Consider the following 13582-nt stretch of genomic DNA (forward strand, 5'->3'; position numbering starts at 1 on the left):
AACGTCTTCTCCGAAGCCAGTCTGTAGAAGGGGTAGAACAAGAGGTATGGGGAATACTGATTGCTTACAATCTGGTTCGCTTAGAAATCAGCCGCATTGCGAAAGAAGCCAAGGTATCACCTCTTCGAATAAGCTTTATGATGGCACTTCGAGATATCCAAGATGAACTGATGTGGTGTGCGATAGCCTCACCCGGCTCAATCCCTAAAAAGTTGAGGGCAATGCGAGAGCGAGTAAAGCGTTACATTCTTCCAGAACGAAAAAAACGGCCCAAATCCAGGACCGTTCGTATGAGTAAAACTCGCTACCCAGTTCGTTCCAAACACGCTAAGTGATAGGAGTTAGGCCTAAGCCAGCTTTTGTAGACTATGTAGGATTTAAGCGCTAACTGGCTCAGCGACCACCGCCGCTTTACGCTTAGCACCAATCGGTAATACGGTTCGGCCATATTCATTATTGATCACTTGCGCCATAGCAAAATAAATTGCGCTCGCACCGCAGAAAATACCTTCAAAACCAGCAATCGTACCAATCAGCTCACTACCGGTAAAATCACGCAGCGCCAGTAAAGCAAACAAGATAGTTAACGAACCAAACACCACTTGTTTAGCGACTGGGTAGCACAGTGAACCAATAAACATAAAACCAGTAAAAATGCCCCACAACGTTAAATACCAGCCCATAAAATGAGCCGGGCTGGCTGGCAGTCCCATATATGGCATCACTAATAGACCAACTAAAGTTAACCAAAATAAACCGTATGAGGTAAACGCAGTGGTACCAAAAGTATCGCCGCGTTTAAAGCACATGATGCCAACAATCACTTGGCTAAGGCCACCATAAAAGATCCCCATTGCCAAAATCATTGAATCAATAGGAAAGAAACCAGCATTATGGATATTAAGTAGAATTGTTGTCATACCAAAACCCATCAAGCCAAGCGGCGCAGGGTTAGCAAGTTGCGTCGACATTCACATTACCTTCAAAAATGTTAATAAAAATTACGCGCGAAGTTTAGTGAACAAGTCGTCAAAAAGGAAAAACCATTAATGAAAACTTAGATTACACTTATACACTTTTTGTTACATGTATAAATAGATAGCCAAAGTCCTTGAAATAAAAGGTTATTGGGTAAGTAAGTGCGTTTCCATGAACATAGCTATACGATGTGATGTGATGTGATGTGATGTGATAAGTACCAACGAACGTAGCCACTTCAAGTAGTAAGGGATGATATCCCTGATTTCCCTGATTACTCAGAGACGGGCAGTCAAGGATGGAGCTGACGTCTAATCATCGACCAGTCTCCGTCCTCAATTCATGACCGAGAATAACTCAGCTTAAGTCATTTTAGCCCTCTGGTTCGGCGGCTTGAGCTGAGGATGAGCCGCGAGTTAGCAAGGTAAAGCAAGCTTGTGCAATTAATACAAACGTAAACGGCAGTGCCCCTGCGATGGCTATCTGTTTATTGAGATCAACATCGTTAATCGTAACCAAGGCAATCGCTAAAGTGACCACAATCACTGACCAACTGATCTTACTGGTCAAACGTTGATCATTGGTCAGCATGCCAGCGGCATAGATAGCCGAATCAGCACTTGAAATAACAAACGTCAGTAACAATACCAGCGCCACTATCGCTAATAGATTGCTCGCAGGAAGATGAGAGAAAAACACGAATAAGCCTTTGGTGTAATCATCACTCACTGCTGTGATGACTTCTTGTAGATAAAGACTATCGAATATTGCACCAGCAAAGCCAGAGAACCACAAAACAGAAGCAAGTGTAGGGATCAGCACGGTACAACACAAAAATTGTCGAATACTTCGTCCGCGGCTAATGCGAGCAATAAATGGCCCAACAAACGGCGTCCACGCTATCCACCAAACCAGATAAATCACCGTCCAATTTTGACTCCAGCTTTTATTTTCTCCCAGAGCACCGAACGAGACTTGCGGCAGAATGTTGATATAGGTGACTAAAGAACTCAATAGACGCTGAATAACCGCTAAGGTATCAACATAAACAAACACCACGGCAAATAAAACCAACATGAGCAAGACGTTAAAACGGCTGAGTTGCTTAATGCCTTTTTGTAAGCCTAACGCACTTGATGCAGTAAATAACACGCCAAGTAACACCGTCAAACCAATCCGCAATACGGTTAAATCCCCTTGATAACCACTAACACTACGTATCCCTTGCTCAACCAGTGCCATGGTATTAGCCAATACACCAGCAATCCCAAATAAAATCGCCAATACTGCAATTAGGTCAATGCTGGATAACCACCCCGCTTTATTGTGACCAACAAATGACGCACTGACTCGCATCGGTCTTTTTTGTACATAAGCCAGCCACGCCATCATCAAGCCAGCGAGGGCATACAAACTCCAAGCATGAATTCCCCAGTGAAAATAAGTTAAGGCTAAAGCGAGATCTTTTTGATCGCCTTGATAATCGATACTTGGCAGATGATTAAAATGGAAAATCGGCTCCGCAACGCCCCAAAAAATTAACCCCGAACCCATCCCTGTGGTAAAGAGCATGATTAACCACGTCGTAAAAGAAAACTCTGGCTGACCATCACCGAGTGTTTTTTTACCGATTGGACTAAAACAAAGTACGACACACAAGACAACAGCCAAGCTGGAAAGGAGGATAATTTGATCGTCAAACTGCTCAATACTCCATTGGGTTAATTGAGCAAGTTTAGCCACGCTGATGCTAGGAAAAGCGACAAAAAAAACCGCAATCAAAGCGGCAAAAAAAATCAGGCGGTGGGAAGGTTGTGGTAAAAAAGTCATGAATATCAGGTATCAGTCAGTCAATAGGCATAACCTAATACGCAATTAATCCGCTAATAGGTCATCAGAAACCATTGTTAAGTACGATCCCAAAAACATGCTGAGAATATACAAAAACCGTGGCATATGTTGACCTAGCTTAACACAATTTATTTTCATTTTTGCAACCTTGATGCTCCTCTCCTGCCTTTTATCGAGAAAAGCAGCAGGCAATATGAGTTAATCTATATCGCCTGTTACTTTAAAGATAACGCTATTTATCTAGGGCTGTGTAATCGCCATCCAAGGATCACCCGCTGTTGGTACATCACCTTGCGACCACCATTTCGCTTGATATACCCCACCTTGATAAGTCACGAGATCACCAGCATAGTAAACCTTACTGGCTTGCCATAGCTCAGTTCCTTCAACCGGTGGTTCATCTGGCTGTTCAGGCTCGGTTGACTCTAATTGTTCTACCACCCGCACTTTAGGCCAACTGGCGTGAGACTGATAATAGTTGGTCACACACTTTTCATAATCGCCTTCAACCAGAGCTGAATAGGCGGTTTGAAAGCCGACTAAATTACACTCAAAAGAGTAACCACCGGGACGATCAGGATAATAACGCCAATTACCGTCCCAATTGGTGTAAAGGACATCCGTTGCACCATTCAAATTTAAACTGCCATAAGGCGTTTGTTGCCAACAAGTATTCAGCTCATCAGTTTCAATCGGGATCTGATAATGCTCAGCCAAACCTTCCCAATAACGAATCCGGTTAACCGGCTGACCTTTATCTTTATTTTGCTCGCCACACTCAATTCCACCATTAATGACATTGATGGTGGTACCAAATCCATAACCAATTCCTGCATCGATTTCACGTTGAGAAGGCGTCCAAGTACGGTCGATAACGTGCAACATTGCTGGTTTAGGTGCTTGAGGGGTTAAAAAGAACCAAATCGCAGAAGCGAGGTTAAGCCAAGAGTCCGCGACTAATCCGGGATTATTCAATAATACAGAAGCATCCCCATCAAACATCACTTCGGAAAAAGCACCGTAGTTAAAATGATAAGAAAGCTGTTTGGCACCGCGACCAAAATAGCCTTGACCATCACCACAAGGCCATTTCCGGTTTTGCCAGTCATTTTGTCCACATCCTGTGGTATAACCAAGTTGCCCTTCCGACCAGCCCATTTCCCGAACATGGACAAGCGCTTGCTGCCACTCTTCCAGTCCGAGTGGATTATCAGAAATATTATCTTTCGCAATATGGCCCCCGGTCTCTTGAGCAAAATGTGCAAAAGCCGTGATCACCGACTTTTTACAAATAGCATCGGCATCACGTCCATCATCATAATCACCACAAAAGGCGGGGAACTTGCCGATGGCTCTTAAAAATCGGGTATAGGTGTATTCAGGTGCGGCCATATGAGTGAGGAAATTCCACTCATGTTTAGGAAAAACCCGTTCCACCCGTTTCACATTGTCTGGATTACTCACCAACCCCGGCTCAATACTGTCGACTAAACTATTAGGTGCTGTTCGTAAAGCCTGTGACCAAATCGCATACATAGGATCCGCCACTTTTTGCTGCTCAATGGCTTGTAACTCCACGCGAGATACCACGTATCCGGAGCTGTCGAGAGGATCGACTTGAATCGTCATTGCATAGCTTGGGAGTGCACAAATAAGACTCATCCAACAGGCCGTTTTATTGAGTATGAACATGAAAAAAATCCCTCTTATTGATAAACGCCACTTTAGGATAGAGGCTATTCATCTGCTTTTAAGCAAAAACAAACGATGATAAGAAGGTTTTGCGAGGCACTAGCGATCATCCTGCGCCTATGTTGCATGGTGACATTTTTCTTGGAAGCACCACGACAAATGTGGCCCAATAAAAAACCTCAGGCAGAACCTGAGGTTTGATAAACAATAAATTTAGAAGCTAAAGCTGGGAAATCATTCCCACTCGAATATCAATAAGCAGAAAATAAATCTATATAACAGCTAGTTAGAAAGGTGACTATTAACGATATCGTCATCTGTACCATGCGCAGAATTTTTTTGATTTTTTTCGTCTCGTCGACGTATTTAAAAACATTCCAAACTTATACCATAGTAGCTTGTTCCGTAGCCCCTTTACGACTACCAACCATCAAAGCAAGACTTAGCAGCGTAATTAATGAAGCAGATAAATAAAGCGTACTAATATTCCAATGGTCTAAAATTCCTGCTCCTAATACGGCTCCCGTACCAACAGCACCATTGAAAATAGCAGCATAAATAGCTGAAGCTGGTAATGCATCGTCTTTAGCTAATCGGATGATCCATATTTGAAGACCAACGAATAGTATCGCAACACCAAGGCCCCATCCGGAGACGATCAGTAGTGTAATTATTTTGCTGTTAACAGTCGGAAGACTAATTAACATCAAACACAACGAAATAAGTAGAAGCCCAGTGCTAAGGACTCTCTTTAAGTAGTTGTCTATATACATTCCACACATGAAGTTACCAACTATACCAGCAACACCAAATGTCAACAGACAGATAGAGATCCAACTGTTTGGCAGGGCAATCACTGAAGAAAGTAGCACCTCAATATAAGTAAATGCAGCAAAGTGTGAAACGATACCACAAGCCGCAATGAGGTAGACGATTCTCAACTTCGAATTTCGAAGAAACACAGAGAAGAGTTGCCCCCTTCCCAAACGCGGTGTACCTGATACATGCGGAAGGCTTAGAGCCAGAGTTAATGCCGTAACAACAGATAATATTGCTAAAAGTAAAAATGATGATCGCCAGCCAGCATCAGAGCTTATCCAATTAATCAGTGGGACACCTAAAACACTCGCGGTTGAAACGCCGCCGAAAATAATGGCAGTGGCTTTCCCCACGCTACTTTCTGAGACCAGCTGTGCGCCCAAAGTGCCAATCATTGCCCAGAAAGCACCATGAGCAAGAGCACCGACAAGCCTGGCAGCTAGCAATACGCTAAAACTATGACTGACAGCTGCCACACCATTAGACAGCCCCAATAATAGCATCAGTCCGACTAACAATGGTCGACGGGGTAAATGGCTAATCATCATGACTGAAATTAAAGCGGCAGCGGCACCAAGCCATGCATACAAAGTAACCACTAACCCTGTATAACCGGCACTCTGCTGCATATCCTGTGCAATCGAAGACAACATACCTATTGGTGCTAACTCAGTAGCAACAACCGTAAATGACGCAATACCAAGCATAAAAACAGCGACCCAGCTGCGCCAATTTGTGTGGTTTAACGGGCTCAAGCGTTCACTCCTTTCATACCTTCAGTTGTATAACGCTCCCCTGCGGGCTGAAATTCTCGCACTGCTGATTCAATGCGGGCCAAATCGGCTGCCGTTAATACGACATCAGGAGCTCCCAAATTATCAATCAAATGCTTCATTTTCTTTGTACCCGGAATAGGTACGATGTCAGGTCCCTGTGCTAATAACCATGCCAATGCAATTTGTGCCGAAGAGCATGACTTACTACTGGCCATGCTAGCAACCACCTCTGTTAGCGGCCGATTTGCTCTTAGGTTATCAGGCGTGAATCTCGGTAATGATTGTCTTGCATCTTCAGGAGTAAAGTCACTGTCAGGCGTAATATTCCCTGTCAAAAAACCACGCCCTAATGGAGAATAAGGAACAAAACCAATACCTAATTCTCTACAAGTTGGCAAAACATCTTGCTCCACATCACGGGTCCACAGTGAATACTCGGTCTGCACGGCACTAATTGGATGAACAGCATGCGCTTTTCTCAGTGTACTTGCGCTGACCTCAGATAAGCCAATATTTGCAATTTTCCCCTCCTTAACCAATTGAGACAACGTAAAAACGGTTGTTTCTATAGGCACATTAGGATCTAATCGATGGATATAGTATAAGTCGATGCATTCAACACCTAAGCGGCGTAGTGAACTCTCGCAAGCACGACGAATATAATCTGGACTATTATCAATTACTCGTTGGTACTCCCCAGGACGACGCACAATTCCACACTTAGTCGCAACTTTAATTTCAGCACGGCTTTCTTTCAAAAACTCCCCAATTAGCTGCTCGTTATGATAATGGCCATAAGTATCTGCGGTATCTAAAAAAGTGCAGCCAAGATCAATAGCTTTATGGAGTACCGACTTGGATTCGGCGTCATTTCTGGGCCCATAAAATTCACTCATGCCCATACAGCCTAACCCTATCTCGGAGACTTCAAGACTTTGACCTAATACACGTTTCTTCATAATTAATATCCCTTGGTTTACGTTGAGATATTCATTATGCTTTCCGAAAGTGGAGATTTATATGCACACAAACCGCAATCAGTTTTCCGAAAATGGAAACCAGAACCCCCCCCCCGTCTTTGAATTGGGATGATGCCAGGATATTTCTCGCCATCGCTAGAGAAGGCACATTAAGTCGCGCAGCAAAACGATTAAATTTGGGGATTGCCACCACTTCTCGACGTTTAGAACGTCTGGAGTCTGCTCTACAGACTTGCTTATTTACGCGTGATCAACAGGGCTATACATTAACCGACGAAGGCAGAGATCTGATTTCACCGGCTGAAGCCCTAGAGCAAGCTGGCTTTGCTTTTGGAGATGCTACGTATCGTAATAATGATGAAGTGATGGGTCATGTACGCCTGGCAACAGCGCAAGGATTGGCCGATTATCTAATTATTCCAGCCATGCCAAAACTTATTGCGGCTCATCCAAATTTAACCATGGAGATAGTCACGGGCGTGTCCACAGTTAACCTACACCGACGCGATGCTGACATTGCCTTGCGTATGGTAAGACCAGAACGGGGTAATGTGAGTATCCGCCGACTAGGCACACTAGGGTTTGGGCTTTACGCCTCACAAGACTACGTAAACAATAGAAAGCGCTCAGACACCACTAGCTTATCTTTCGAACATGATGATTTCATAGGGTGGTCTGAAATGCAGCAAAATTTGCCAGCAGCACAATGGTTAACAAAAATGTTAAGAGGAAAACCTTGTCGCTTAATCACAACCAGTCTGTCAGCACAAATGAGCGCTGTAGAAGCAAGAATTGGAATGGCTATACTCCCTCATTTTATTTCTAAGAAAAAAAACTTGGTTTGTGTCCAAGGTGATGTGGGTTGTGATCAGCCTATTTGGTTGGCTATTCACTCAGATTTGGCACACTCACGTAGAGTTAGGGCTGTTGTCGATTTCCTAGATATGCTTATCTCTGAAAACCAACTATCATTATCCCTATAAAAAATGCCAGTCAGTAATACTGACTGGCATTTTTATTTTATAAGGACTTGGTTAGTTTTTACAACTAAGCCTATTCCCACTCAATAGTCGCGGGTGGCTTACCGGAGATGTCATACACCACGCGAGAAATGCCACTCACTTCATTGATAATGCGGTTGGAAACCTTACCCAAGAAGTCATAAGGCAAGTGAGCCCAATGGGCAGTCATGAAATCGATCGTTTCTACTGCGCGTAGTGATACAACCCAGTCGTATTTACGGCCATCACCCATTACACCAACAGAGCGCACTGGTAAGAAAACGGTAAACGCTTGCGACACTTTATTGTACAAATCCGCATTGTGCAGCTCTTCAATAAAGATAGCGTCAGCACGACGTAGCAAATCGCAATACTCTTTCTTCACTTCACCGAGGACTCGCACGCCAAGACCTGGACCTGGGAATGGGTGGCGGTATAGCATGTCGTAAGGTAGACCTAACTCAAGACCAATTTTGCGCACTTCGTCTTTAAACAGTTCACGCAGTGGTTCGACTAAGCCCATTTCCATATCATCTGGTAAACCACCGACGTTATGGTGTGATTTAATCACATGCGCTTTACCGGTCTTAGAGGCGGCTGACTCAATCACATCCGGATAAATCGTGCCTTGCGCTAACCATTTAGCGTTTTTCAATTTCTTGGCTTGCTCATCAAAAACATCAACAAACACATGTCCGATCGTCTTACGCTTTTCTTCTGGATCGGCTTTGCCTTCTAAGGCGGCGAGGAAACGCTCTTCAGCATCGACTTTGATGATGTTTAGGCCAAATTTATTGCCAAACATATCCATCACTTGCTGACCTTCGTTCAAGCGCAGCAAGCCATTATCGACAAACACACAAGTCAGACGTTCACCAATCGCGCGGTGTACCAGCATAGCGACAACCGATGAGTCAACGCCACCAGATAAGCCAAGGATCACTTCATCATCACCGACTTGCTCTTTAATCCGAGCAATCGCATCTTCAATGATCGATTCAGACGTCCATAAACGTTCACAACCACAAATATCGAGTACGAAATTCTCGAGCATTTTGAGGCCATGTTTGGTGTGCGTCACTTCTGGATGGAACTGAACTCCGTAGTATTTTTTCTCTTCATTGGCCATGGCTGCGTATGGGCAGGTCTCGGTTTCACCAATTTTTACGAAGTCGGCTGGAATTTCCACCACTTTATCACCGTGGCTCATCCACACATCTTGAATCGCTTCAAGATCGTTAAATAACGCCGATTGACCAGAAACCGTAACTTGCGCATAGCCAAACTCGCGCTCGGTAGAGGTCGCTACGCGGCCACCCAACTGCTCAGCCATCGTTTGCATGCCATAGCACACACCGAATACTGGCACGCCTGAATCAAATACATATTGAGGCGCGCGTGGCGAATTAAGCTCAGTTACGCTTTCAGGACCACCAGACAGAATAATGCCGTCTGGGTTAAATTCGCGAATGTCCGCTTCTTCGACATCCCAGCTCCACAACTCACAGTAAACACCAATTTCACGTACACGGCGTGCAACTAATTGAGTGTATTGTGAACCAAAGTCTAAAATAAGGATTCGTTGATCATGAATGTTCTTGGTCATAGTTAAGCAGTCTTATCAGCTAAATTAAGAAACGGAGGCGAGTCTACTCGCCTCTCAGAATGGCATCAAGGAAAAAAGCAAACGTTTACGTTTAGCTCATTCGATAGTTAGGTGCTTCTTTAGAAATTTGTACGTCATGAACATGAGACTCTTTCATGCCCGCGCCAGAGATACGAACAAATTGTGCTTGAGTACGCAAGGTTTCAATATCTGGTGAGCCAGTTAAGCCCATGCATGAACGTAACCCGCCCATCTGCTGATGAACAATCTCTTTTAATAGACCTTTGTAAGCGATACGACCTTCAATACCCTCAGGGACTAATTTATCTGCCGCATTATCGGTTTGGAAGTAACGATCAGAAGAGCCTTTTGACATCGCACCTAAAGAACCCATGCCACGATAAGCTTTGTAAGAGCGGCCTTGATAGAGGATAACCTCTCCTGGGGCTTCTTCGGTGCCAGCAAACATTGAACCCACCATGACACAAGATGCGCCTGCAGCAATCGCTTTAGAAATATCGCCCGAGAAGCGAATACCACCATCAGCGATAACTGGAATACCGTATTGATTAGCGACTTCTGCAGCATCAGCAATCGCGGTGACTTGCGGAACACCCACACCAGTAACGATACGCGTAGTACAGATAGAACCTGGGCCAATACCAACTTTAACGGCACTAACACCCGCTTCAATCAGTGCTCGGGCACCTTCGGCGGTCGCCACGTTGCCACCAATAATATCAAGATCAGGGTAAGCGGCGCGTGTTTCACGAATCCGTTGCAATACGCCTTCTGAATGGCCATGAGACGAGTCAATCAGCAGTACATCAACACCGGCTTCAACTAAGGCTTTAACGCGCTCTTCATTTCCCGGAGCAGCGCCAACGGCAGCGCCGACTCGTAGACGTCCTTGAGAATCTTTGCATGCATGAGGTTTACTTTCTGCTTTGTGGAAATCTTTGGCGGTGATCATGCCTTTTAATTGAAACTCATCATTAACCACCAAAATTTTCTCAACGCGCGCTTTGTGCATGCGTTCTTGAACTTCTTGACCTGAAGCGCCCTCTTTCACCGTCGCCAGACGATCTTTTGGTGTCATCACATCAGAGACTAACTTAGTTAAATCGGTTACAAAGCGCACGTCACGCCCAGTAATGATCCCAACCAGTTCATTATTTTCAGACACCACTGGGAAGCCGGCAAAACCGTGTTTCTCGGTCAATGCCATGACATCAGCAATCGTTGCTTGAGGACGAACGGTGACAGGATGAGTAACCACGCCAGCTTCAAAGATTTTTACTTGGTGAACTTGTTCCGCTTGCTGTTCTATCGACATATTTTTATGGATAAAACCAAGGCCACCTTCTTGTGCAAGTGCGATTGCTAGGCGAGCTTCTGTTACTGTATCCATAGACGCAGAAATCATAGGGATGTTTAGCGTAATGTTTTTGGTAAGTCGAGTGCGAAGATCGGCTGTATTGGGGAGGACAGTAGAGTGTGCAGGGACGAGGAGAACATCGTCGAAGGTCAGAGCTTCTTTAGCAATTCTTAGCATTTGCAATATCTCACAACGTGAAGGTTAAGAGTAATAAATCGCTTTATCGTTTCGCATAATAAAGAGATTTAGATTTGATATTGCGGACGGATTATACGCCCAGAGCAATCGCTTGACCACTCATTTTTTCATTTTTAATTTGCAATCCCCCCCTTGATATGTATTATATTGCCGCTAATTTCCATACTTATGTCTGGCCAAATTAGCGGTGCCCTCCTTGACTAATCCAAATATCTACACGGTTTCTCGTCTTAATGCTGAAGTCAGATTGTTACTTGAAAATGAAATGGGCATCGTCTGGCTGATCGGTGAGATTTCTAACTTCTCTGCACCGGTATCCGGTCATTGGTACTTGACCCTAAAAGACAGTCGCGCTCAAGTCAAATGCGCGATGTTCAAAGGTAATAACCGTTCCGTTTCTTTTAAGCCCCAAAATGGCCAACAAGTGTTAGTCAAAGCTAGGCTCTCTTTGTATGAGCCTCGTGGTGATTATCAAATTATCATTGAAAGTATGCAGCCTGAAGGCGACGGACGGCTACAACAAGAGTTTGAACAACTCAAAATGCAACTGGCCGCAGAAGGGTTATTTGCGCAATCACTCAAAAAACCACTTCCCGAACACCCGCGCTGTGTGGGCGTGATCACCTCAAAAACCGGAGCTGCTCTGCACGATATTTTGCAGGTGCTGAAACGCCGCGATCCAAGCCTGCCAATCATTATTTACCCGACCATCGTCCAAGGTAATGAAGCGGCGATAAGTATCGCTCAAGCGATTGGTTGTGCTAATTCTCGCGCAGAATGTGATGTGTTGATCGTCGGCCGCGGCGGCGGTTCACTGGAAGATCTCTGGTGTTTTAACCATGAAATTGTGGCGAGAACGATAGCGGCAAGTCAAATCCCGATCATCAGTGCAGTCGGCCATGAAGTGGATGTCACTATTGCTGATTTTGTTGCCGATATGCGCGCGCCAACGCCGTCTGCTGCAGCTGAACTGGTAAGTCGAGACAATAGCAATAAAAAACAGTCATTTAATCAAAAACAACACCAACTCACCAATAGCATTCGCTATTACTTTGCCCAGCAAAAAAATCAGTTACAACAGTTGCAACACCGATTGGATAAACAACACCCAGCTCACCGTTTGCAGCGACAGCGTCAACAATTGGATGAACTCACCTTACAATTGACACAAGCGATGCAACGGCGTTTGATGATATTAGCCAAAGGCGTCAGCCAACAGCAGTATCGCTTACAGCTTCGCTCTCCAGAAAAACAGCTCAGTGCACAAAAGCATCAGTTGATGATGAGCCAACATCAGTTGCGTAAAGCAATGGAGCGTCAATTACTCGACGCACAGCATCGTTATGCCCGCTTAGTCGATAAACTCAATACCGTCAGTCCACTCGCCACCCTCTCTCGTGGCTACTCAATTACCCAAAATGAACGCGGTGAAGTGATCCACAGTAAAGACCAAGTCCAAACTGGTGAAGTGATTGTTACCCGCTTAGCACAGGGTGACATTCGTTCTACTGTTAATTAATCACCATCAACAACCAGCGAGCTTGTTACTTTAGCTTTGCGAATTCAATCTGAACACGTGATTTAGACTTAAGTTCGTTGCACGAATGACAAAAATAATTCGCCGCACCACAAGCCTGAAGCTTTTCTAACTCTGCGCTACAATCTGGGCAGTGAGCTATTTTTGTATAATTTACATCACACGACGCACAGTAATAACGACCATTCCAGACCAATTCATGCGAGCATTGTGGACAACATGTTTCCATTGCAGGTTTCCTTACTGATAACGATTACTTTACCAAGACGCTACATCACCGGCAGAGCCGAAGCCGTCGATTAATCCAACGCGATACTCCGACTGGTTGACAAAAAGGTCAACAAAGGCGGCACACATCACTGCGGCTTCAAGTAGAAAAAGGGATGGCCTAGAACAGTATAAGGCAAAAAGACACCGAGCCCCTCTTCTTCAAATCGCAAGGCCCTAGCGATCATACCGCCAAGTACTCGATAGAACAAATGGGCCATTGGTGATTTCAGCCGATCTGTCTATTTACATAAAATCACGTGAATCGTTCCACTTGCTGTGCTTTGGGATCTATCATGGATCTTTTGCTTTATCTACCTTGATCAGCGATCTACCGTAAAAAGAACATTTATATCACCACACACCGAAAGCATAAGTTACATATTCTGCATTTGGATTTTAAACAGATTAAAAATCTAAATTAAAATTCAAAAACCTAAATTTACAACATTTAATAAAATGATCATTATCACTAATTCGTCCTTATAAGATCCTATTT

General features: G+C 44.4%; 10 protein-coding genes and 1 pseudogene. 3 read left to right on the plus strand and 8 right to left on the minus strand.

The window, feature by feature from the left end:
• Positions 1-335: pseudogene (locus CAG58_RS00020) on the plus strand (IS4 family transposase); the annotation flags it as partial.
• 42 nt (positions 336-377) lie between these two features.
• On the opposite strand, the gene CAG58_RS00025 reads toward CAG58_RS00020, so the two are convergent.
• From CAG58_RS00025 to CAG58_RS00045, 5 genes are all read right to left on the minus strand, one after another.
• On the minus strand, positions 378-971 hold the full coding sequence (locus CAG58_RS00025) for an acetate uptake transporter (protein ID WP_154168954.1): 594 nt from the start codon (positions 969-971) through the stop codon (positions 378-380).
• Positions 972-1350: 379 nt separating this feature from the next.
• On the minus strand, positions 1351-2808 hold the full coding sequence (locus CAG58_RS00030; protein WP_161426735.1) for a BCCT family transporter: 1458 nt from the start codon (positions 2806-2808) through the stop codon (positions 1351-1353).
• Between the two features lie 261 nt (positions 2809-3069).
• Positions 3070-4521 carry a glycoside hydrolase family 19 protein gene (locus CAG58_RS00035; RefSeq protein ID WP_161426736.1) on the minus strand — a complete coding sequence of 484 codons (1452 nt, stop codon included), beginning with the start codon at positions 4519-4521 and terminating at the stop codon, positions 3070-3072.
• Positions 4522-4904: 383 nt separating this feature from the next.
• Complete coding sequence (locus tag CAG58_RS00040; RefSeq protein ID WP_161426737.1) at positions 4905-6095, minus strand: MFS transporter; 1191 nt, start codon at positions 6093-6095, stop codon at positions 4905-4907.
• A complete protein-coding gene (locus CAG58_RS00045) occupies positions 6092-7075 on the minus strand; it encodes an aldo/keto reductase (protein WP_161439679.1) in 984 nt (327 codons plus the stop codon). Before CAG58_RS00045 ends, CAG58_RS00040 begins: the two co-directional genes overlap by 4 nt.
• Positions 7076-7167: 92 nt before the next feature.
• Here CAG58_RS00045 and CAG58_RS00050 point away from each other — a divergent pair, with 92 nt between their 5' ends.
• Positions 7168-8079, plus strand: coding sequence for a LysR family transcriptional regulator (locus tag CAG58_RS00050; RefSeq protein WP_161425104.1), 912 nt, complete (start codon positions 7168-7170; stop codon positions 8077-8079).
• A 70-nt stretch (positions 8080-8149) separates the two neighbouring features.
• Here CAG58_RS00050 and guaA read toward each other — a convergent pair whose 3' ends face one another.
• Both guaA and guaB read right to left on the minus strand, forming a co-directional pair.
• Positions 8150-9703: a glutamine-hydrolyzing GMP synthase gene (gene guaA / locus CAG58_RS00055; protein ID WP_154168966.1), complete on the minus strand. Its 1554-nt coding sequence runs from the start codon at positions 9701-9703 to the stop codon at positions 8150-8152.
• A 91-nt stretch (positions 9704-9794) separates the two neighbouring features.
• Positions 9795-11258, minus strand: a complete 1464-nt coding sequence (guaB, locus tag CAG58_RS00060) for an IMP dehydrogenase (RefSeq protein ID WP_040904637.1) — start codon at positions 11256-11258, stop codon at positions 9795-9797.
• A 208-nt stretch (positions 11259-11466) separates the two neighbouring features.
• Between guaB and xseA the strand changes: the two genes are divergently transcribed.
• On the plus strand, positions 11467-12798 hold the full coding sequence (xseA, locus tag CAG58_RS00065; protein WP_161425103.1) for an exodeoxyribonuclease VII large subunit: 1332 nt from the start codon (positions 11467-11469) through the stop codon (positions 12796-12798).
• A gap of 25 nt (positions 12799-12823) precedes the next feature.
• Here the strand turns inward: xseA and CAG58_RS00070 are convergent, their stop codons facing one another.
• The gene (locus CAG58_RS00070) at positions 12824-13045 is read right to left on the minus strand and encodes a zinc ribbon domain-containing protein (RefSeq protein ID WP_158137954.1); all 222 of its coding nucleotides are present in this window, start codon (positions 13043-13045) and stop codon (positions 12824-12826) included.
• Between the last annotated feature and the right edge of the window lie 537 nt (positions 13046-13582).

The organism is Vibrio sp. V31_P5A7T61 (assembly GCF_009904895.1).
Taxonomy (GTDB): domain Bacteria; phylum Pseudomonadota; class Gammaproteobacteria; order Enterobacterales; family Vibrionaceae; genus Vibrio; species Vibrio metschnikovii.